Annotated in this window: 19 protein-coding genes; 13 read left to right on the plus strand and 6 right to left on the minus strand. The window is 59.8% G+C overall.

The window, feature by feature from the left end; genetic code table 11:
* Position 1: 1 nt before the first annotated feature.
* The 6 genes from CWM54_RS12840 to hycI are packed head-to-tail and all read left to right on the plus strand — an operon-like array spanning position 2 to position 4840.
* Complete coding sequence (locus tag CWM54_RS12840) at positions 2-925, plus strand: respiratory chain complex I subunit 1 family protein (RefSeq protein WP_046882467.1); 924 nt, start codon at positions 2-4, stop codon at positions 923-925.
* A 16-nt stretch (positions 926-941) separates the two neighbouring features.
* Positions 942-2651, plus strand: a complete 1710-nt coding sequence (gene hycE / locus CWM54_RS12845; RefSeq protein ID WP_004151044.1) for a formate hydrogenlyase subunit HycE — start codon at positions 942-944, stop codon at positions 2649-2651.
* 9 nt (positions 2652-2660) lie between these two features.
* Positions 2661-3203, plus strand: a complete 543-nt coding sequence (locus CWM54_RS12850) for a formate hydrogenlyase complex iron-sulfur subunit (protein ID WP_100697367.1) — start codon at positions 2661-2663, stop codon at positions 3201-3203.
* Entirely contained in the window at positions 3203-3970 is a 768-nt protein-coding gene (locus CWM54_RS12855) for an NADH-quinone oxidoreductase subunit B family protein (RefSeq protein ID WP_002914891.1), read from the plus strand. The genes CWM54_RS12850 and CWM54_RS12855 overlap by 1 nt, the downstream gene beginning before the upstream one ends.
* Positions 3967-4377: a formate hydrogenlyase maturation HycH family protein gene (locus CWM54_RS12860; RefSeq protein WP_061153554.1), complete on the plus strand. Its 411-nt coding sequence runs from the start codon at positions 3967-3969 to the stop codon at positions 4375-4377. Before CWM54_RS12855 ends, CWM54_RS12860 begins: the two co-directional genes overlap by 4 nt.
* The gene (gene hycI / locus CWM54_RS12865) at positions 4370-4840 is read left to right on the plus strand and encodes a hydrogenase maturation peptidase HycI (protein ID WP_100631370.1); all 471 of its coding nucleotides are present in this window, start codon (positions 4370-4372) and stop codon (positions 4838-4840) included. The genes CWM54_RS12860 and hycI overlap by 8 nt, the downstream gene beginning before the upstream one ends.
* On the opposite strand, the gene CWM54_RS12870 is transcribed toward hycI, so the two are convergent.
* The 3 genes from CWM54_RS12870 to ascF all read right to left on the minus strand — a co-directional run bounded on the left by CWM54_RS12870 (position 4837) and on the right by ascF (position 8219).
* Positions 4837-5145, minus strand: coding sequence for a SymE family type I addiction module toxin (locus CWM54_RS12870; protein WP_074387766.1), 309 nt, complete (start codon positions 5143-5145; stop codon positions 4837-4839). The genes hycI and CWM54_RS12870 overlap by 4 nt on opposite strands.
* Positions 5146-5325: 180 nt before the next feature.
* Positions 5326-6750, minus strand: a complete 1425-nt coding sequence (locus CWM54_RS12875) for a 6-phospho-beta-glucosidase (protein WP_100697369.1) — start codon at positions 6748-6750, stop codon at positions 5326-5328.
* A gap of 26 nt (positions 6751-6776) precedes the next feature.
* Entirely contained in the window at positions 6777-8219 is a 1443-nt protein-coding gene (gene ascF / locus CWM54_RS12880) for a PTS cellobiose/arbutin/salicin transporter subunit IIBC (protein ID WP_100697371.1), read from the minus strand.
* 267 nt (positions 8220-8486) lie between these two features.
* Between ascF and CWM54_RS12890 the strand changes: the two genes are divergently transcribed.
* From CWM54_RS12890 to CWM54_RS12910, 5 genes are all read left to right on the plus strand, one after another.
* A complete protein-coding gene (locus tag CWM54_RS12890) occupies positions 8487-9500 on the plus strand; it encodes a LacI family DNA-binding transcriptional regulator (protein WP_100680820.1) in 1014 nt (337 codons plus the stop codon).
* Between the two features lie 135 nt (positions 9501-9635).
* Positions 9636-10163 carry an electron transport protein HydN gene (hydN, locus tag CWM54_RS12895; protein WP_008806174.1) on the plus strand — a complete coding sequence of 176 codons (528 nt, stop codon included), beginning with the start codon at positions 9636-9638 and terminating at the stop codon, positions 10161-10163.
* A gap of 8 nt (positions 10164-10171) precedes the next feature.
* The gene (gene hypF, locus CWM54_RS12900; RefSeq protein WP_100697375.1) at positions 10172-12406 is read left to right on the plus strand and encodes a carbamoyltransferase HypF; all 2235 of its coding nucleotides are present in this window, start codon (positions 10172-10174) and stop codon (positions 12404-12406) included.
* Complete coding sequence (locus CWM54_RS12905) at positions 12403-13416, plus strand: HoxN/HupN/NixA family nickel/cobalt transporter (RefSeq protein WP_008806172.1); 1014 nt, start codon at positions 12403-12405, stop codon at positions 13414-13416. The genes hypF and CWM54_RS12905 overlap by 4 nt, the downstream gene beginning before the upstream one ends.
* A 512-nt stretch (positions 13417-13928) precedes the next feature.
* On the plus strand, positions 13929-15263 hold the full coding sequence (locus tag CWM54_RS12910; protein WP_100697489.1) for an MFS transporter: 1335 nt from the start codon (positions 13929-13931) through the stop codon (positions 15261-15263).
* A 39-nt stretch (positions 15264-15302) separates the two neighbouring features.
* Here the strand turns inward: CWM54_RS12910 and CWM54_RS12915 are convergent, their stop codons facing one another.
* On the minus strand, positions 15303-16019 hold the full coding sequence (locus CWM54_RS12915) for an IclR family transcriptional regulator (protein WP_012540776.1): 717 nt from the start codon (positions 16017-16019) through the stop codon (positions 15303-15305).
* A 166-nt stretch (positions 16020-16185) separates the two neighbouring features.
* Here CWM54_RS12915 and CWM54_RS12920 point away from each other — a divergent pair, with 166 nt between their 5' ends.
* Both CWM54_RS12920 and CWM54_RS12925 read left to right on the plus strand, forming a co-directional pair.
* Complete coding sequence (locus CWM54_RS12920; RefSeq protein ID WP_074387771.1) at positions 16186-16881, plus strand: methyltransferase; 696 nt, start codon at positions 16186-16188, stop codon at positions 16879-16881.
* Complete coding sequence (locus CWM54_RS12925; RefSeq protein ID WP_100680824.1) at positions 16878-17825, plus strand: hydroxyacid dehydrogenase; 948 nt, start codon at positions 16878-16880, stop codon at positions 17823-17825. Before CWM54_RS12920 ends, CWM54_RS12925 begins: the two co-directional genes overlap by 4 nt.
* Positions 17826-18015: 190 nt before the next feature.
* Here CWM54_RS12925 and norW read toward each other — a convergent pair whose 3' ends face one another.
* Both norW and norV read right to left on the minus strand, forming a co-directional pair.
* Entirely contained in the window at positions 18016-19149 is a 1134-nt protein-coding gene (gene norW, locus CWM54_RS12930; RefSeq protein ID WP_100697377.1) for an NADH:flavorubredoxin reductase NorW, read from the minus strand.
* The gene (gene norV, locus CWM54_RS12935; protein ID WP_100697379.1) at positions 19146-20594 is read right to left on the minus strand and encodes an anaerobic nitric oxide reductase flavorubredoxin; all 1449 of its coding nucleotides are present in this window, start codon (positions 20592-20594) and stop codon (positions 19146-19148) included. The genes norW and norV overlap by 4 nt, the downstream gene beginning before the upstream one ends.
* Positions 20595-20719: the final 125 nt, after the last annotated feature.

Genomic DNA, 20719 nt, shown 5'->3' on the forward strand with positions numbered 1-20719 from the left:
AATGAGTTTGTTAATTGCATTGCTACAGGCGCTGGTGCTGTTTGCCGTCGCGCCGCTGTTGTCCGGGATCGTTCGCGTCGCCCGCGCGCGGCTGCATAACCGCCGCGGACCGGGGGTACTGCAGGAGTATCGCGATATCCTGAAACTGCTGGGCCGTCAGAGCGTCGGTCCTGACGCCTCGGGCTGGGTGTTCCGCCTGACGCCGTACGTCATGGTCGGCGTGATGCTGACCATCGCCACCGCGCTGCCGGTGGTGACGGTGGACTCTCCGCTGCCGGTGCTCGGGGATCTCATCACCCTGATCTACCTGTTCGCCATCGCCCGTTTCTTCTTTGCCATTTCTGGTCTGGACACCGGCAGCCCGTTTACCGCGCTGGGCAGCAGTCGCGAAGCGATGCTTGGCGTGCTGGTGGAGCCGATCCTGCTGCTGGGCCTGTGGGTGGCGGCGCAGGTCGCCGGCTCGACCCATATCAGCACCATCACCGATACCCTTTACCACTGGCCGGCGGCGCGCAGCATTCCACTGATTCTGGCGCTGTGCGCCTGCGCCTTCGCCACCTTTATTGAGATGGGCAAACTGCCGTTCGATCTGGCGGAAGCGGAGCAGGAGCTGCAGGAGGGCCCGCTATCGGAATACAGCGGCAGCGGCTTTGGCATCCTGAAGTGGGGCATCAGCCTCAAACAGCTGGTGGTGCTGCAGATGTTTGTCGGGGTCTTTTTCCCGTGGGGCCAGATGACCAGCTTCAGCGTCGGCGGCCTGCTGTTGGCGCTGGTGGTCGCCGTCGTCAAGCTGGTGGTAGGGGTGCTGATTATCGCGTTGTTTGAAAACAGCATGGCGCGTCTGCGTTTTTGTGCCACCTCCCGCGTCACCTGGGCCGGGTTTGGTTTTGCCTTTTTAGCTTTCGTCTCCTTGCTGGTGGCGTGATTAAGAGAGTTTGAGCATGTCTGAAGAAAAAATCGGTCAACACTATCTTGCGGCGCTGCACCAGGCCTTTCCGGGCGTGGTGCTGGACGAAGCCTGGCAGACCAAAGACCAGTTAACTATCACCGTGAAGGTCAACTACCTGCCGGAAGTGGTTGAGTTTCTCTACTACCAGCAGGGGGGCTGGCTGTCGGTGCTGTTCGGCAACGATGAGCGCAAGCTGAACGGCCACTACGCGGTCTATTACGTGCTGTCGATGGAGCAGGGCACCAAATGCTGGATCACCGTGCGCGTGGAAGTGGATGCCAACAAACCGGAATACCCGTCGGTGACGCCGCGCGTCCCGGCGGCGGTATGGGGCGAGCGCGAAGTGCGCGATATGTACGGTCTGGTGCCGGTCGGTCTGCCGGACGAACGTCGTCTGGTGCTGCCGGACGACTGGCCGGACGAACTCTATCCGCTGCGCAAAGACAGCATGGACTATCGCCAGCGTCCGGCGCCGACCACCGACGCCGAAACCTACGAGTTCATTAACGAGCTCGGCAGCAAGAAAAACAACGTGGTGCCGATCGGCCCGCTGCACGTCACCTCTGATGAACCTGGCCACTTCCGCCTGTTCGTTGACGGCGAGAACATTATCGATGCCGACTACCGCCTGTTCTACGTCCATCGCGGGATGGAAAAGCTGGCGGAAACCCGCATGGGTTATAACGAAGTGACCTTTCTGTCGGACCGGGTGTGCGGCATCTGCGGCTTCGCCCACAGTACCGCTTACACCACCTCGGTGGAGAACGCGATGGGCATCGTGGTGCCGGAGCGGGCGCAGATGATCCGCGCCATTCTGCTGGAGGTGGAACGCCTGCACTCGCACCTGCTGAACCTCGGTCTGGCCTGCCACTTTACCGGCTTTGACTCTGGCTTTATGCAGTTCTTCCGCGTGCGCGAAACCTCAATGAAGATGGCGGAAATTCTCACCGGCGCACGTAAAACCTACGGCCTGAACCTGATCGGCGGGATCCGCCGCGACCTGCTGAAAGAGGACATGATCCAGACCCGTCAGCTGGCGCAGCAGATGCGCCGCGACGTGCAGGAGCTGGTGGATATGCTGCTCAGCACGCCGAACATGGAACAGCGTACCGTCGGTATTGGCCGTCTGGATCCGGAAATCGCCCGCGACTTCAGTAACGTCGGCCCGATGGTTCGCGCCAGCGGCCACGCCCGCGACACCCGCGCCGACCACCCGTTTGTCGGTTATGGCCTGCTGCCGATGGAAGTCCACAGCGAGCAGGGCTGCGACGTGATATCTCGCCTCAAGGTGCGGATCAACGAGGTTTATACCGCGCTGAATATGATTGATTTCGGTCTCGATAACCTGCCGGGCGGCCCGCTGATGGTGGAAGGGTTCACCTATATTCCGCACCGCTTCGCACTGGGCTTTTCCGAGGCGCCGCGCGGCGACGATATCCACTGGAGCATGACCGGCGACAACCAGAAACTGTACCGCTGGCGCTGCCGGGCGGCGACCTACGCCAACTGGCCGACCCTGCGCTATATGCTGCGCGGCAATACCGTTTCCGATGCGCCGCTGATCATCGGCAGCCTCGACCCATGCTACTCCTGTACCGACCGCATGACCGTTGTCGATGTACGTAAGAAGAAGAGCAAAGTGGTGCCGTACAAAGAGCTGGAGCGGTACAGCATCGAGCGTAAAAACTCGCCGCTGAAATAAGGAATCGCCATGTTTACCTTTATTAAAAAAGTTATTAAGACCGGCACCGCGACGCACGCCTACCCGCTGGAGCCGATGCCGGTGGACAAAAACTTCCGCGGCAAACCGGAGCACAATCCGCAGCAGTGTATCGGCTGCGCGGCCTGCGTGAACGCCTGCCCGTCGAACGCCCTGACGGTCGAGACCGATCTGACCACTAACCAGCTGGCGTGGCAGTTCAACCTCGGGCGCTGCATCTTCTGCGGCCGCTGTGAAGAGGTGTGCCCGACGGCGGCGATTAAGCTGTCGCCGGAGTATGAGCTGGCGGTGTGGAAGAAAGAGGATTTCCTCCAGCAGTCGCGCTTCGCTATCTGCCACTGCCGGGAGTGCCAGCGTCCGTTCGCGGTGCAGAAGGAGATCGACTACGCCATCGCGCTGCTCAAGCATAACGGCGATACCCGCGCCGAGCTGCACCGCGAAAGCTTCGAAACCTGCCCGGAATGCAAGCGCCAGAAATGCCTGGTGCCGTCCGATCGTATTGAACTGACCCGCCATATGAGGGAGGCCAACTGATGAGTACTTTACTTGGCCCGCGCGATGAAAACGGCATTCCCGTGCCGATGACGGTGGATGAATCCATCGCCAGCATGAAGGCCTCGCTGCTGAAGAAAATTAAACGTTCGGCCTACGTCTACCGCGTCGACTGCGGCGGCTGCAACGGCTGTGAAATCGAGATCTTCGCTACCCTTTCGCCGCTGTTCGACGCTGAACGCTTCGGCATTAAGGTGGTGCCTTCGCCGCGCCATGCCGATATTCTGCTGTTTACCGGCGCGGTGACCCGCGCCATGCGCTCCCCGGCGCTGCGCGCCTGGCAGTCGGCGCCGGATCCGAAGATCTGTATCTCCTACGGCGCCTGCGGCAACAGCGGCGGCATCTTCCACGACCTGTACTGCGTCTGGGGCGGCACTGATAAAATCGTACCGGTCGATGTCTATATTCCGGGCTGCCCGCCGACGCCCGCTGCTACCCTGTACGGCTTCGCCATGGCGCTCGGCCTGCTGGAGCAGAAAATCCATGCTCGTCTGCCGGGCGAGCTCGACGAACAGCCGACCGAGCTGCTGCATGCCGATATGGTGCAACCCCTGCGGGTGCGCATCGATCGCGAAGCGCGGCGTCTGGCGGGCTATCGCTATGGCCGGCAGATTGCTGACGACTATATGCGTCTGCTTGGCCAGGGCGACAGTCAGGTGCTGCGCTGGCTGGAGGCGGAGAAAGATCCGCGTCTGACCGAGATCGTCACCCATCTCAACCAGGTGGTCGAGGGGGCGCGTATCCGATGAGCGAGACGGTGGTGTTCAGTCAGCTGAGCCGTAAATTTATTGATGAGAACGACGCCACGCCGGATCAGGCGCAGCAGGTGGTCTATTACAGCCTGGCGATTGGCCACCACCTCGGCGTTATCGACTGTCTGGAGGCGGCGCTGAGCTGCCCGTGGGACGCGTATCTGGCATGGATCGCCACCCTTGAGGCCGGGAGCGTCGCGCGGCGCAAAATGGAGGGCGTGCCGAAGTATGGCGAGATCGTTATCGACAGCAGCCATGTGGCGATGCTGGCCAACGCCTTTGATAAAGCGCAGTCCGCGCAGACCCCGCAGCAGCAGGCGTGGAGCAAAACCCTGCTCAGCATGCTGCATGATATTCACCAGGAGAGCGCCATCTACCTGATGGTGAGGAGATTACGTGACTGACGTTTTACTCTGTGTTGGCAACAGCATGATGGGCGACGACGGCGCCGGCCCGCTGCTGGCGGAGATGTGCGCGGCGAACCCGGCCGGCCAGTGGGTGGTCATCGACGGCGGCAGCGCGCCGGAAAACGACATCGTGGCGATCCGCGAATTACGCCCCGAACGCCTGCTGATTGTCGATGCCACCGATATGGGACTCAACCCCGGTGACGTTCGCGTCATCGATCCCGACGATATCGCCGAGATGTTTATGATGACCACCCATAACATGCCGCTCAACTATCTGGTCGATCAGCTGAAAGAGGACGTCGGCGAGGTGATCTTCCTCGGCATTCAGCCGGATATCGTCGGTTTTTATTATCCGATGACCCAGCCGGTAAAAGAGGCCGTTGCCCGGGTGTACCAGCAGCTGGCAGGCTGGCAGGGCCAGGGCGGCTTTGCCCGGCTGGAGGCTGAAGACGATTAACCCAGCGGCGAACCGGGCTCTCCGCCGGCGCACGACTGACCGGCCGGGAGCCCCGTTCCCGGCGGCGCCAGCTCAAGATTCTCTATCACTAATTTCCCGGGCGACACCGAGACTCTGACCTGCGTGCCGACCGGAAACCCCGCCTGCTCCAGCCAGTCGCCGTTCAGGCTCAGGGCTGCGTGGCGGGTGTAGCGCCGCGTCTCCCGTGTTTTGCGGTCCTCATGGCGTTTTCTGACATATCCCACGGTTAACTGGCGAATGGCCCTGGCTATCCCTCTGGCTGCGGTAGGGTGCTGTGCGCTCATGATGTGCTCCTTGCTGAAGATACCCCTGTAAAAGTACTGGATAAAATACCAGTTATTGTAAACAGGAGGCAAACCAGAAACTGGAATCAGGCTCGAGAAAAAAGCATGTAATGGATGCAACAGAAAGCAGACGCCCATCCCCGTTTATCGCGTGAAATGGGCGCGTGTGGGCGAGGGTGCTTAGTCGAGATCGGCGCCGTTGCTGGCTATCACCTTCTGGTACCAGAAGAATGACTTTTTACGCTTACGCGCCAGCGTGCCGTTGCCGGCATCGTCGCGATCGACATAGACAAAGCCGTAGCGCTTGCTCATCTCGCCGGTTGACGCTGAGACCAGATCGATGCAGCCCCAGCTGGTGTAGCCCAGCACCGGAATGCCGTCGCCGATAGCGTCGCGCATTGCCCTGATGTGCTCGCGCAGGTAGCTGATGCGATAGTCGTCGTTGATGTCGCCATTGGCGTCGATCTCATCGCGAGCGCCAAGCCCGTTTTCCACCAGGAACAGTGGTTTCTGATAGCGGTCATACATCATGTTCATGGTGATGCGCAGGCCCAGCGGGTCGATGCCCCAGCCCCATTCGCTGGCCGGGATGTGCGGGTTCTTCAGCGACTTGACGATATTGGCGGCATTGGTGTTGCTGGCGTTCATCTCCGCCGAGGCGCAGCGCGAAGCGTAGTAGCTAAAGGAGACGAAATCGACGGTGTTGTTGAGGATCTCGTCATCGCCCGGCTGTTTCGCAATCGTGACCCCTTTTTCCCGGAACACCCGCGCGGCCCACACCGGATAGGCGCCGCGTGCCTGGACGTCGATAAAGAACAGATTTTCGCGGTCCTTCTCCAGCGCCATCCACACATCTTCCGGCTTGCAGGAGTAAGGATAGAAATTGCCGCCCGCCAGCATGCAGCCGACCTGGTTCTGTGGGTTAATCTCATGGGCGATCTTTGTCGCCAGCGCGCTGGCCACCAGCTCGTGATGCGCGGCCTGGTACTTCACCTGCTCCTGATTTTCTCCCTCTTCAAACACCAGCCCGGCGCCGGAGTAGGGGCTGTGCAACATGATATTGATTTCATTGAAGGTCAGCCAGTACTTCACCAGCCCGTCAAAGGCCTCAAAACAGGTGCGAGCGTAGTGGCTGAAAAAATCCACCATTTTGCGGTTGCGCCAGGAGCCGTACTCCATCACCAGGTGCATCGGCACGTCGAAATGACACAGCGTGACCAGCGGCTCAATACCGTGCTTTTTGCACTCCTCAAACAGTGAGCGATAGAAGGCGATGCCCTGCGGATTCGGCTGTTGCTCGTCGCCGCGCGGGAACAGGCGGCTCCAGGCGATGGAGGTGCGAAAGACGCTGAACCCCATCTCGGCCATCAGGGCAATATCTTCTTTATAGCGATGGTAAAAATCGATCGCCTCATGGCTGGGGTAAAATTCGTCTTCACGCAGCGTAAAGCGCTTCTCCAGGCCTAATTTTACCGGCAGGCGGTGGGCGCCGTGGGGGAGGGTATCCACGGTGGTCAGCCCCTTGCCGCCTTCAAGATAAGCGCCTTCAGACTGGTTGGCGGCCAGTGCGCCGCCCCATAAAAATCCCTGTGGGAAACTCGCCATGCATTACCTCATTATCAATTGTGTGTTCAGGCGTGGGATGCCTGGGCCCGGGCCTGGCGCGCTCTGGCGTCGGCAGCGGCCTGTTCAACGGGAATATCTTCAAAGCCGAGGATCAGCGTCAGGGCAAACGACAGCACCACCGACAGCGCCATCACGCCAAACACCCAGACGAGGGTCATTGGATTGGCCGGATCGAAAAACTGCACGCTGGTAAACAGCCCCGGCGCCGCCATCGAATGGCTGGCCAGACCGGCGATTCCCGCCACCGCGCCGCAGATAAAGCCGCTGATTAAGCTGGCGATCAGCGGGCGTTTCAGGCGCACCGCCACGCCGTACAGCGCCGGTTCGGAAATCCCGGCCAGAATCGCCGATGCCGCGGCGGCCAACGCCGTCTGGCGTAGCTCCGGGTTTTTGGTTTTCCACGCCACCGCCAGCGAAGCGCCGCCGAGCGACAGGTTGGCGCCGATCTCCGATGGCATCACCATGCCCTCTTTGCCGGTTTCGGCGATGGTCTGAATGATGGTTGGCGTAAAGACGCGGTGCATCCCGGTCATCACCAGCAGCGGCCACAGTCCGCCCATGATCGCCACCGACAGCCAGCCGAGATAGCTGTGGATCGTATACACCAGCGCGGAAATGGCGCTGCCGATCCAGATACCCAGCGGGCCAATCAGCAGGATCGCCAGCGGGGCGGCGATCAGCACGATCAGCATCGGCTTAAGGAAGTTTTTCGTCACCGCCGGGGTAATGCGATCCACCCAGCGCTCGATATACGACAGGCACCAGGTCATCACTAGCGCCGGGATCACTGTGTAGGTGTATTTCACCGCAGTAACCGGAATAAAGGCGAATTCAACGTGTTCGCCCTGGGCGGCTTTGGCCATCAATTCGATAAACCCGGGATGTACCAGCACCCCGGCGATGGCGATAGCCAGCGACATATTGGTTTTGAATTTCACCGCCGCGGAGGCGGCCACCATCAGCGGCAGGAAGAAAAACGCGCCGTCGCCGATAAGCGTCAGGAGGGTCAGCGTCGGTGAGCCTTTCGGCAACGCGCCGCTCATCTCAAGGATCATCGCCAGCAGCTTGACCATCGATCCGCCGATAATCGCCGGGATCAGCGGCGACATGGTACCGATCAGCGCGTCAAGGATCCCGGCGCCGATGCGTTTCAGGGTCAGCGGCGCTTTGCCCTGCGGCTCAGCCGGACGCAGGTCGCCAGGCAGCAGATTCACGACCTCGCGGTAGGCCTGGGAAACGGTATTGCCGATGATCACCTGGCACTGGTTATCGCTGCGCACAACGCCGAGTACCCCGGTCAGGCCTTTCAGGGTGGGGCTATCGACCTTTTCGTCGTCTTTGACCACGAAGCGCAGACGGGTCATGCAGTGGGTCACGGCGGCGACGTTATCGACTCCGCCGATTGCCGCGACTATCTGTTGCGCCAGGGCTGCATAATTTTTCGACATCGGATTTTATCCTGTTTATCAATAGGGTACTGATCTGCTACCGCGCCGCATCGCCGGGCGATACCATGTTTATATAGGAAACCGGTTCCACAAAATCATGGTGAGTTTCATTTGATTGCACAAGAAATAAAAAAATATGATCTCAATTTTGTGATTTTGATCGCTAAGCGTCGCCGTGAGCCGGATCGCGGTGGTGAACAGGGGAATGCTGTAAAAGCGGGAAACGTGCAGTACACTGCCTGCAACTTTTGCAACAGGAAGAATCACATGGCAACGATGCTGGAGGTCGCAAAGCGCGCGGGGGTATCGAAGGCAACCGTTTCGCGGGTACTGTCGGGCAACGGCTATGTCAGTCAGGAGACCAAAGACCGGGTGTTTAAGGCAGTGGCGGAGAGCGGCTATCGGCCTAATCTGCTGGCGCGCAACCTGGCGACCAAAACGACGCAAACCCTGGGTCTGGTGGTGACCAACACCCTGTACCACGGCGTCTATTTCAGCGAGCTGCTGTATCACGTGGCGCGGATGACGGAAGACAAGGGACGACAGCTGATCCTGGCCGACGGCAAGCACAGCGCGCAAGAGGAGCGGGAGGCGATCCAGTACCTGCTGGACCTGCGCTGCGATGCGATCATCATCTACCCGCGCTTTCTCACCGTTGACGAGATGGACGAGATCGTTGAGAACCACTCGCAGCCGATCATGGTGCTTAACCGCCGTCTGCGCCGCCACGCCAGCCACTGCGTCTGGTCCGATCAAAAAGCCTCGGCGATGCGGGTGGTGGAGCGGCTGATTGCGCTTGGCCATCGCGATATCGCCTTTATTACCGGCTCTCTTGACTCACCCACCGGCGTCGAACGCCTTGCCGGCTACAAAGACGCGCTGGCTGGCCACGGCATCGCCCTGAACGAGGCGCTCATCGCGGAGGGGCGCTGGACGCCGGAAACCGGCGCGGCGGCGGTAGAGAGCCTGCGTCAACGCGGGGTGACCTACAGCGCTCTGGTGGCGAGCAATGACGATATGGCGATCGGGGCGATGAAGCAGCTTCACCAGCTGGGCGTTAAGGTACCGGATCAGGTCTCGGTGGTGGGGTTTGACGATATTGTGCTGGCACCGTATATGGTGCCGTCGCTCGCCAGCGTTCGGGTACCGGTGACGGAGATGATTAAAGAGAGCATCAATCGGCTGATATTTATGCTGGATGGTGGGGAATTCAACTTTCAGCAGAGCTTCCCCGGGGCGCTAATTGAGCGTGATTCACTGGTGGCGGGTCCCGGTGCCTGACGTCGTCAGCTGTCATCGTCACTACTGACGATGACAGCAAATATTCGATTCAATTCTCTTAACTATCAATAATATAAAAACTGGAACGTATTATGCATACTCCGGCGCCTAACCTTCTTACTGCTGGAGAAATGGATGAACCGTTTCATTATCGCCGATGCGAGCAAATGTATCGGCTGTCGCACTTGCGAAGTGGCCTGCGTGGTGTCCCATCAGGAACATCAGGATTGCGCCGCCCTGACGCCTCACACCTTTCAACCGCGTATTCACGTGATCAAAGGGGTCAATGTCTCCACAGCGACCGCCTGCCGTCAGTGTGAAGACGCCCCCTGCGCCAACGTCTGCCCGAACGGCGCCATCAGCCGCGATAAAGGCTTTGTCCATGTGATGCAGGAGCGCTGCATCGGCTGCAAAACCTGCGTTGTTGCCTGCCCGTACGGGGCGATGGAGGTGGTGGTGCGCCCGGTGATCCGCCATAGCGGCGCCGGACTGAACGTTGTGGCGGAAAAAGCCGAAGCCAACAAGTGCGACCTCTGCTTCCACCGCGAGAGCGGCCCGGCCTGCATGGAAGTCTGCCCGACGCACGCCCTGGTGTGCGTTGACCGCAACAAGCTGGAGCAGATGAATATCGAGAAACGTCGCCGTACGGCGCTGGCCTGGTAAGTCGCGGGATGAACGGGGTGCAAATCCGCATTCGCGGTAAAGTGCAGGGGGTGGGGTTCCGCCCCTTTGTCTGGCAGCTGGCCCGGACGCAGGCCCGCTGCGGCGATGTCTGTAATGACGGTGACGGCGTACTGGTGCGGCTGGCCGGGGGCGACGATGGTTTTACTGCCGCCCTGGCTGACCACTGCCCGCCGCTGGCGCGTATCGACAGCACCGACTGCACCCCTTATTGCTGGACGGCCACGCCGCAGGATTTCACCATCCGCGAGAGCGGGGCGGGACGCATGCGCACCCAGATCGTGCCCGATGCCGCGACCTGTCCGGCGTGCCTCGCGGAGATGAATGACCCCCGGGCGCGCCGCTACCGCTACCCCTTTATCAACTGCACCCACTGCGGGCCGCGGTTGACCATTATCCGCGCCATGCCCTACGACCGGCCTTTCACCGCAATGGCGCCGTTCCCGCTCTGTTCCCCTTGTGAGGCTGAATTCCGCAATCCTGCGGATCGCCGTTTTCACGCCCAGCCGGTGGCCTGCCCCGACTGCGGGCCGCGCCTGGAATGGCGGGCAGAGGGGGAAACGCTGAACAGCGAGGCGGCGCTGCAGGTGGCCATCACGCGGCTGGCGGCAGGCGACATCGTGGCGATAAAAGGTATCGGCGGCTTTCATTTGGCCTGCGATGCCGGTAATCCCGCTGCCGTTGCCACGCTGCGGGCGAGGAAACACCGTCCGGCGAAACCGCTGGCGGTGATGTTGCCGTCAGCGACGGGCTTACCCGCCGACGCCGCGGCGCTGATGGGCTCCCCGGCGGCGCCCATCGTACTGATTGCTAAAGCGCAGGTCTCCGGCCTGTGTGACGAGATTGCGCCAGGGCTTGCGGAAGTAGGGGTGATGCTGCCGTCTAATCCGCTGCAGCATTTGCTTCTGCAGGCTCTGGCGCGCCCCATCGTCATGACCTCCGGCAACCTTAGCGGCCGTCCGCCGGCGTTAAGTAATACCCAGGCGCTCAACGATTTAGCCGACATTGCCGACGGCTTTCTTTTGCATAATCGCGACATTGTGCAGCGGCTGGATGATTCGCTGGTGCGGTCAAGCGGTGAAATGCTGCGCCGCGCCCGGGGCTACGTCCCGGATGCGCTGCCGCTGCCGCCGGGGCTACGAGACATCCCGCCGCTGCTGGCTCTCGGCGCGGATATGAAAAATACCTTCTGCCTGGCGCGCGGCAGCGAAGCGGTGTTGAGCCAGCACTTTGGCGATCTTGGCGAGGAAGGCGTTGAACAGCAGTGGCGCAGCACCCTGCAACTGATGCAAAGCATTTACGCGTTTGTGCCGCAGCGGGTGGTGGTTGATGCCCATCCCGGCTATCGCTCAACGCAGTGGGCGGCGTCCCTGTCGCTGCCGGTGGAGACGGTGCTGCATCACCATGCTCATGCCGCGGCGTGCCTGGCCGAGCACCGCTGGCCGCTTGACGGCGGTGACGTTATCGCCCTGACCCTCGACGGCATCGGCATGGGGGAGAACGGCGCGCTGTGGGGCGGGGAGTGCCTGCGGGTTAACTATCGCCAGTGCGAACATCTTGGCGGGTTGCCGGCCGTCGCGCTGCCGGGCGGTGACCTGGCGGCGCGCCAGCCGTGGCGAAATCTGCTGGCCCACTGTCTGGCCTTTGTCCCTGACTGGCAGGATTATCCGCAGACCGCCCCCCTGCGCCAGCGCACCTGGCCGCTGCTGGCGCAGGCCATCGATCGCGGCATTAACGCGCCGCGCGCCTCGTCCTGCGGACGGCTGTTTGACGCCGTTGCCTGTGCGCTGGATTGCGCGCCGGAGAGCCTGAGCTATGAAGGCGAAGCGGCCTGTCGGCTGGAGGCGCTGGCCGCCAGCTGCCCCGGCGTCCGCCACCCGGTTACGCTGCCGTGGCGCGACGACGCGCTGGACTTAGCAACGTTCTGGCGACAATGGCTGGGCTGGCAGGCGACCCCGGCGCAGAAAGCCTGGGCCTTCCATGACGCCCTGGCCTGTGGGCTGGCGGCGATGGCCCGTGACTGCGCCACCGCCCGCGGCATCGACACGATGGTCTGCAGCGGCGGGGTGCTGCATAACCGCCTGCTGGCGGTGCGATTGACCTTTTATCTGGCGGATTTTACTCTGCTGTTTGCGCAGCAGTTGCCGGCCGGCGACGGCGCAATCGCATATGGTCAGGCGGTGATCGCCGCCGCCCGCGGGCAGGCTCAAGGAACACAACAATGATAATGACAGTTTTACGCCAGCAGCCGCGCGCTGCGGGACTGGTGTTGGGGTTGATCGCGGCAAACTTACTGGCCTGGTGCTGGGCGCTGCAGGCCTTTGGCGACAGCGGCGCGCTGATGGCCGCCAGCCTTCTGGCCTGGGGTTACGGCCTGCGCCACGCGGTGGATGCCGACCATATCGCGGCGATTGATAACGTGACCCGCAAGATGATGCAGCAGGGGCGGCGGCCTTTCGCCGTCGGGGCCTGGTTCTCGCTGGGCCACTCATCGATTGTGGTATTGGCCTCGGCGGCGATTGCCGCGACCGCCACGGCCTTCAGCGCGCAGATGAGCTGGCTGCATGACACCGGTAGCGTCATCGGCACCGCCGTGTCGGCCCTGTTTTTACTGGCGATGGCTTTTATCAACCTGGTGATTTTACGCAGCGTGTGGCGCAGCTTTCGGGCGTGGAAGCGCGGTGAGAAAGTGAGCGACGAAATCGTCAGCGGCGGCGGGGTGATGAGCTGGCTGTTTGGCAAAACCTTCCGTCTGGTCAGCCGCAGCTGGCAGATGTACCTGGTCGGCTTCCTGTTCGGCCTCGGTTTTGACACCGCTACCGAAATCGGCGTGCTGGGTATCTCCGCCGCCGGCGCGTCGAGCGGGATTTCCGTCTGGTCGATTATGGTCTTCCCGGCGCTGTTCGCCAGCGGTATGGCGCTGGTGGATACCCTCGATAACGTGCTGATGGTCGGCGCCTACGGCTGGGCGTTCAGCAAACCGCAGCGCAAGCTTTATTACAATATGACCATCACCGGCACCTCGGTGGTGGTGGCGCTGTTTATCGGCGGCCTGGAAGCGCTGGGCCTGCTGATGGATAAGTTTGCGCTCAGTGGCGGGATATGGCGCTGGGTGGGGATGTTAAACGATAACCTTGGCGACGCCGGATTTGTGGTGGTCGGGTTGTTTGTCGCCTGTTGGGCGCTGTCGGTGCTTAACTACCGCTGGCGCGGCTACGACAATCTGGCGCGTTAGCCTGGATATTTTCCCGGCTTGCGCTGCGCTTAGCCGGGCTACCCGACCTGCCAGGCGGCGCTGCTCTGCGCAGGCTGACCCAGGTATTGGCGAGGCATCGCTCTGCGTCAATAATCTCAATTACTTAACTCATTGAAAAATTATTATTTTTTATCAAATCTTCATTTTCCCTCGTTTTAACGACCCGAAGCATCTGTGATTTACCTCTTATTTACATAATTTAAACCAATCGTTAACTGGATAAAAACACGGCAGCCTCGTTATAGTAGTTTTGTAAAATAAAACTAAGTTGTACACAGTGCAACAAAGGCGAGATGTTCATGGAGATCGTAACCGCGCCGCACCTTGCGGCCAGAAACGTGTGGCTTGCGTTACCTGGTGAAGCAACATGACAACCCAGGTAGCCCATCCTCATCTCCGGGCGCGGCAAAACGGACGCATCAGGCTGAAGCCACTTATTTCGTCACTACATCGTTTTCCTGATAAACATAATGAAACCCTGCGAGGAAACCATGATCGATCAATTACCGAACCGCGCGACCGATAACGACGCGCTGGAAAAAGAGACCATGCGGCGGGTTATCTGGCGCATCCTGCCTTTCCTGGTTGTCAGCTACCTGGTGTCGATTATTGACCGGGGCAATATTGGTATGGCTGCGCTGCAGATGAATGAGGATCTGGGCCTGAGTAAGGCGGCTTTTGGCTTCGCCAGCAGTTTGTATTTTGTGGCCTATTTTATCTTTGAGGTGCCCAGCAACCTGGCGATGCAGAAGGTGGGGGCCCGCTTGTGGATCCCGCGCATTATGATCAGTTGGGGAGTGGTATCGATGTGTATGGCGCTGGTGCAAAACACCACCTCCCTTTACATCGTACGTTTTTTGCTGGGTGCTGCCGAAGCGGGCTTTTTTCCTGGTGTGGTGCTCTATCTTACCTGGTGGATCCCGTCACGCTACCGTGCGCGCATCATTGCCTCTTTTATGGTGGCCATTCCGCTGGCTAACTTTATCGGCTCACCGCTTTCTGGGCTGATCCTGATGTTGGATGGCTGGTTAGGGCTGCGCGGCTGGCATCTGTTATTCATTATTGAAGGGTTGCCGGCGGTGCTGCTGGGGATTGCCGCTTTCTTTATTTTGCGCGACCGCCCGCATCAGGCTGCCTGGTTAAACGACCGGCAGAAAGCGTGGCTGGAAAACACGCTTCAGGCGGAGCGCCAACAGCAGACACAGATCGGCCACACCACCACATGGCAACTGTTGAAGCACCGCCAAATCTGGCTGATGGCGTTGATTTACGCCGGCGCGTCGTCTGCCGGCACCACGCTTAGCGTCTGGTCTCCACAGCTGCTGAAGTCGTTCCATCTTGATAACCTGACCACCGGGCTGCTGAATGCCATCCCCTATGGACTGGCGTCGGTGCTGATGATTGTCTGGGGACGCAGTTCGGACCGGAAAAATGAACGTCGCTGGCACACGGCGCTTACCCTCTTTATGATTGCGGCTGGCGTGTTCGCGGCGTTTATCAATCTGTCGCTTCCGGCCACCATTATGATCCTCAGTACCATACTGATTGGCGCTTATGCGGCGAAGGGCCCCTTCTGGGCGCTGGCATCGGGCTGGATGAGCAGCACGTCAGCTGCCGCCGGGCTGGCGGCCATCGGCGCGATCGCCAACCTGATTGGCGGCGCGGTGATGGTGAATGCCTATGGCATTATTAACGAACGGACAGGAAGCCATACGCTGGCGATGCTGCCGCTGGCCGCCTTGTGTCTGGCAGGCGGCATTGCGGTGCTGGCCATGGGACGCCGTTACTCGCAGACTGCCAGGCAGGAAAAACAGGTGACCCATTAATAAGCAAAGGCGGGATTTTTCCCGCCTTCTTAGCCAATCTTACTCTTTCAGACCGTAAAACCTTTCGCAGAATGGCTTGCTGGCGCCTAGCTTGAGCGACAGGCGGTTGGCCGTCTCCTGCATGAGCTGGCTGATGCCGCTCTCTTTACGATCTTCCGTCAGACGCGATGCCGGCCCGGTCAGGGCCAGCGCCGCGATCAGTTTATCGTGGACGCCAAACACTGGCATTGCGAAGGCCGCGGTGTGCGGGTCGCGCGCGCCGGAGGTATAAAACGGCAGCGTCGGTTCGTCTTCCTGCAACGATTCACCCAATCCCCAGTGGCGTAAAACTTTGCTGATAGCGGAACCATCCAGCGGGAACTGGCTGCCGGGCAGGTTGCTGTGGCGTAATCCCTGGGAGGCTTCGGCGCGGAACAGACACAGGCGTTGCCCCCCCTCAATCACGTACCAGCTCGCGCTTTCGCTGGAGGCCTGTGACAGCGCCTGCAATTCCGGCTGTACGACTCTGGCAAGTTCAAATGATTGTTCATAGAGCTTGCCGAGATAGAGCAGACGGTGGCCGAGCGTATAGGTGCCATCGTCGTGCCGGATGATGTAGTTCATTCGCTCAAGCGAATTCATCAGGCGATAAACAGTTGTTTTGTGATATCCCGAAAGCTGGGCCAGCTCCGTTAACGTCAGACTGTCATTACCAGGACGGAAGCAATCAAGTAAAGCCAGCGCCTTTTCAACGGCAATTACACCTTCATTCCCCATCATGTTCTCCTTTTTGCCGAACAAAATTGTACCTGAATTTTGTGAGTAACTTCGTGTTTACATCACAAACAACTTCGCAACACTGGCGAAAAGCGAAGCAATGCTCGTATAGTTGTTTTATATAGTACACGTGAGTTGTATCTAGTAAAACAAATGGAGAGTAACCATGCCTGCTTCGCAACAGAAACTCATCAACTTTGATATTGCGCGTGTTGACGCGGAAGAGGTCCGCCAGGCCGCCGAATTTCAGGCCGCCATTCTGGCTGACGTGGCCGGACGCCGTGGCACATTACATGGCCGCATCAAGCCGCTGGCGCCGCATATGGCGGTTGCCGGGCCGGCGATTACTGTAGAGGTCCGCCCGGGGGATAACCTGGCTATTCACGCCGCAATGGCCGTCGCCAAACCTGGCGACGTGCTGGTCATCGACGGGAAGGGCGATCTCTCCTGCGCGCTGCTGGGAGAGATCATGGCGACGCAGGCCCAGGCCAGCGGTATCGCAGGGATCATCATCGACGGCGCCGTTCGCGATGCGGAAACCTTAAGTAAACAACGCTTTCCGGTTTTCGCCGCCGGCCTGAATCCGTGCGGCCCCACCAAGTTCATTCCAGGCAGGGTCAATCACGCTATTTCAGTCGGTGGCGCCGCCGTGCAGGCAGGTGACTTAGTGGTAGGGGATATTGACGGCGTGGTCGTTATCCCGCGCGATGAAGTCCGCACCATCATCGAACTGGCGAAAGGCAAACTGGCGATGGAATCAAAACGTCTGGTTGCTATCCGCGACGGCGACCTTCGTCCGCACTGGCTGGAGAGCGCTCTGCGTCAGGCAGGGATGCTGAGCGAAGGGGAGACACTGCCATGAGCGCTAAAAATGTCATACTGATTACCGGCAGCGATTTGGCTGCAGCAGCGCTGGGGATGCTGGAAGATTACGAGCTTGTCTTTGCCGGCCGCCAGCCAACAGAATCTCAGCTGATAGCCCTGTGCCAGCAGCACAATCCGCTCGCGATACTGGTGCGCTATGGCAAAATCACGGCCGCCGTCATGGATGCCGCCCCGGCATTGAAGGTGATTGCCAAACATGGCAGCGGTATTGATGTCATTGACGTTGAGGCGGCCACCGCGCGCGGCATAATGGTTCGCGCGGCGACGGGGGCCAATGCCGCCGCGGTTTCCGAACACACCTGGGCGTTAATTCTGGCCTGTGCCAAGTCGGTCATTCCCCTTGACCGCCGCCTGCGTGAAGGGCACTGGGATAAATCAACGCATAAATCGCTCGAACTTGAGGGCAGAACGCTGGGACTGGTCGGCCTCGGCGCCATTGGCAGCCGTGTGGCGAAAATTGCCGTCGCCTTTGGTATGAAGGTTCTGGCTTACGATCCCTACGCGAAAACGGTCCCGCCGGAATGTGAACGTGTTGACGAACTCAAAGACCTGCTGATGCAGGCCGATGTTCTGTCCCTTCATTGTCCCTTGACGCAACACAACAGGGGAATGATCAATGCCGCCACGCTGGCGCAGTGTAAGCCGGGCGCTATCCTGGTGAATACTGCGCGCGGCGGGTTGATTGACGATGCGGCGCTGGCCGCAGCATTAAAAGCGGGGACCTTGCGCTGGGCGGCGCTCGACAGCTTTAACAGTGAACCATTAACTACGCCGCACATCTGGCAGGCGGTTGATAATGTCATTCTGTCTCCGCACGTTGGCGGCGTAAGCGACGCCTCTTACATCAAAATGGGGACCGCCGCCGCGGCCAACATTCTGCAGGTGCTGCAGGAGTCGGCTCAGACAGAATCAACGTATTAAGTGTTAACCGAACCTGCGCTCCCGGTTAATTTTTCTGCACTCTGTTTTCCGTGGCGCAGGGTGCGCACAGGGGGCGGCCAGTCGCCGCCCCTGCCCCGGCGGGGGCGTACAGTATATGAGCTTACGGGCGGCCTCCGTAGGCCGGGTAAGCGTAGCGCCACCCGGCAAAACAGGGTCGCCTGGACGGTAATCACCTCACCAGTTGCCTGAGCAGCGCAAAGGCTTCCTTCATTTTGTCTTCACTCACCACAAAGGCCCGCAGCTGGTTTTCGGCATCCACGCCTTTCGCCACCAGCCCCTCTTTGGCGGCCACGATATTCCACGTCAGATCGTCGCGGCGGGTGTCGCCGGCCAGATGCAGCGGCAGATCCGGCGTTTTCACTTTCACCAGCATTGGCGGCAAGGTGAGCTCGCCCGTCTGCGCCAGCAGGTTTTTACTCAGGCACATGGCACTGAGTAAAATCGGCTGCAGGAACGGCAGTACCGTACCGTTGATTTCCGCACAGTCGCCAAGCGCATAAATCGCCGGGTCGCTGGTTTGCAGTTGATTATTGACCACCACGCCGCGGTTAATCTGCAATCCAGCGTGGCGCGCCAGCGACGTTTCCGGGCGCAGGCCGGCGGCGGCCACCACCGCATCGACGGTTATCGCCCGCTGGCGGTCAAGGCTGACGCGGATGCCATCGGCGGTTTGCTCCAGCCCTTCCAACTGCGATTTCAGCATCAGATGTACGCCCATCTCGGTAAGCCGATGCTGCAGGCGGCTGCTGGCCTCCGGCGGCATCAACGCCGCCAGCACGCTGGCGGAGTTATCGACTACCGTTACCGCTTTACCGGCGCGGCAGAAATCCATCGCCAGTTCACAGCCAATCAGGCCGCCGCCGACGATCAGCACGCGCTTCGCGTCGTGCAGCTGGCTCTGCGCCGCGCCATATTCGCGCTGGCTGTTCAGCGTCAGCATCAGCTCGCGTCCCGGCACCGGCGGGATAAACGGCGTCGCGCCGGTGGCCAGCACCAGTTTGTCATATCGCCACTGGTTATCCTGGCTCTTCACTAACCGGTTTTCGGCGTCGATATCGCTTACCCAGGTATGGGGAAACAGACGCAGATTGTACTGCTCGGCGAACTCGCCGGCGCTTTGCAGGGTCAGATCGTCGGCCTTCTGCCCGCGGCTGATGACATGGCTGAGGTCCGGTTTGTTGTATTCATCCATGCTATCGGCGGCGATAAGGGTCAGCGGGATTTGTGTATCCTGCTTACGGATATTTTTCACCAGCTGGCGGGCCGCGAAGCCCGAGCCGATGATGACGATGCCATCACTCATTTTGCCTCCGTTGCCAGAACGTCAAAGACATCTTTGCCAAGAGAACACTCAGGGCAGAGGAAATTGTCCGGCACTTCACTCCACGGCGTACCCGGCTGGACATCCTGATTAGGTTCGCCTTTCGCCGGGTCATAGACCCACTGGCACACGCTGCACTGCATCATGGGACCGAGATCGGCGCCCGCGGCGGCGGCACAGGCGCAATCCTGTGGTTCCGGCGTTGTCGCTGCTTCAGCAACCGGCAGCGGCGAGAGGGCCCACTGGCGGGCGATGTCGCGTCCGTGTTGGCGGCACAATTCCAGCGCGTCGATATCCGGGCGCCATTTGGCTTTCAGGCTCAGCGACATCTCAAAGCCGGCATCCTGCAGGCGGGTGGACAGGCGGTCTACCGCGCCGCCGCTCCAGCCGTGCGAGCCAAAGGCGCTGGCGCGTTTATTGCGAAAACGCAGCCCGGTCATCTCTTCCACCAACCCGGCGATTTTCGGCATCATCACGTTGTTCATGGTGGAGGTGCCCACCAGTACGCCTTTCGAGCGGAAAACGTTGGTCAGAATGTCGTTTTTGTCGCTGCGGGCGACGTTGAAGATTTTCACCGCCACCCGCGGGTCAACTTCGGTGATCCCCTGGGCAATGGCGTCCGCCATCATACGGGTGTTGTTGGACATGGTGTCGTAGAAAATCGTGATGCGATCTTCCTGATAATCCGCCGCCCACTCGAGGTATTTCTCGACGATTTGCGTCGGGTTATCGCGCCAGACCACGCCGTGGGAGGTGGCAATCATCTCCACCGGCAGGTTGAAGCCGAGGATTTCAGTAATTTTCGGCGTCACCAGGCGGCTGAAGGGCGTCAGGATGTTGGCGTAGTAGCGCTGGCACTGTTCGTACAGTTCAATCTGGTCCACTTCATCGTTGAACAGGTGTTCGTCGCAGTAGTGCTGGCCGAAGGCGTCATTGCTGAACAGCACCGCATCGCCGGTCAGGTAGGTCATCATGCTGTCAGGCCAGTGCAGCATCGGTGTTTCCACGAAGATCAGCTGTTTACCATTACCGATATCGAGAGTATCGCCGGTTTTCACCACGTGGAAGTTCCACTCCGGATGGTGATGGTGGCCGTTGATCGAGTCGATGGCGTTGGCGGTGCAGTAGATCGGCGTATCCGGGATCTGCATCATCAGCTCAGTCAGCGCGCCGGCATGGTCCTCTTCGGCGTGGTTAATGACGATATAGTCGAGGTCGGCCAGATCGATTTCGCTGCGCAGGTTCTGCACGAACTCGCGGCTGAATTTATGATCGACGGTATCGATCAGCACGTTTTTCTCTTCGCGGATGAGATAGCTGTTGTAGCTGCTGCCGCGCAGCGTTTTATATTCGGTGCCGTGGAAATCACGCACTTCCCAGTCACGTTGGCCAACCCAAAGAATGTTATTTTTAACCGCAATAGACATAGCAACCTCAATCAATACAGTGTGTTTAAACTCAGTTGACTGGCTTATATCAAGTTACATGCCAACTTTTTAATTCATTGATAATTATCTATTTTTAATTTTTTATGATTTTTGTTGCTGTCAAA

Source organism: Klebsiella sp. D-Nf1 (assembly GCF_002810515.1).
Classification (GTDB): domain Bacteria; phylum Pseudomonadota; class Gammaproteobacteria; order Enterobacterales; family Enterobacteriaceae; genus Klebsiella; species Klebsiella variicola.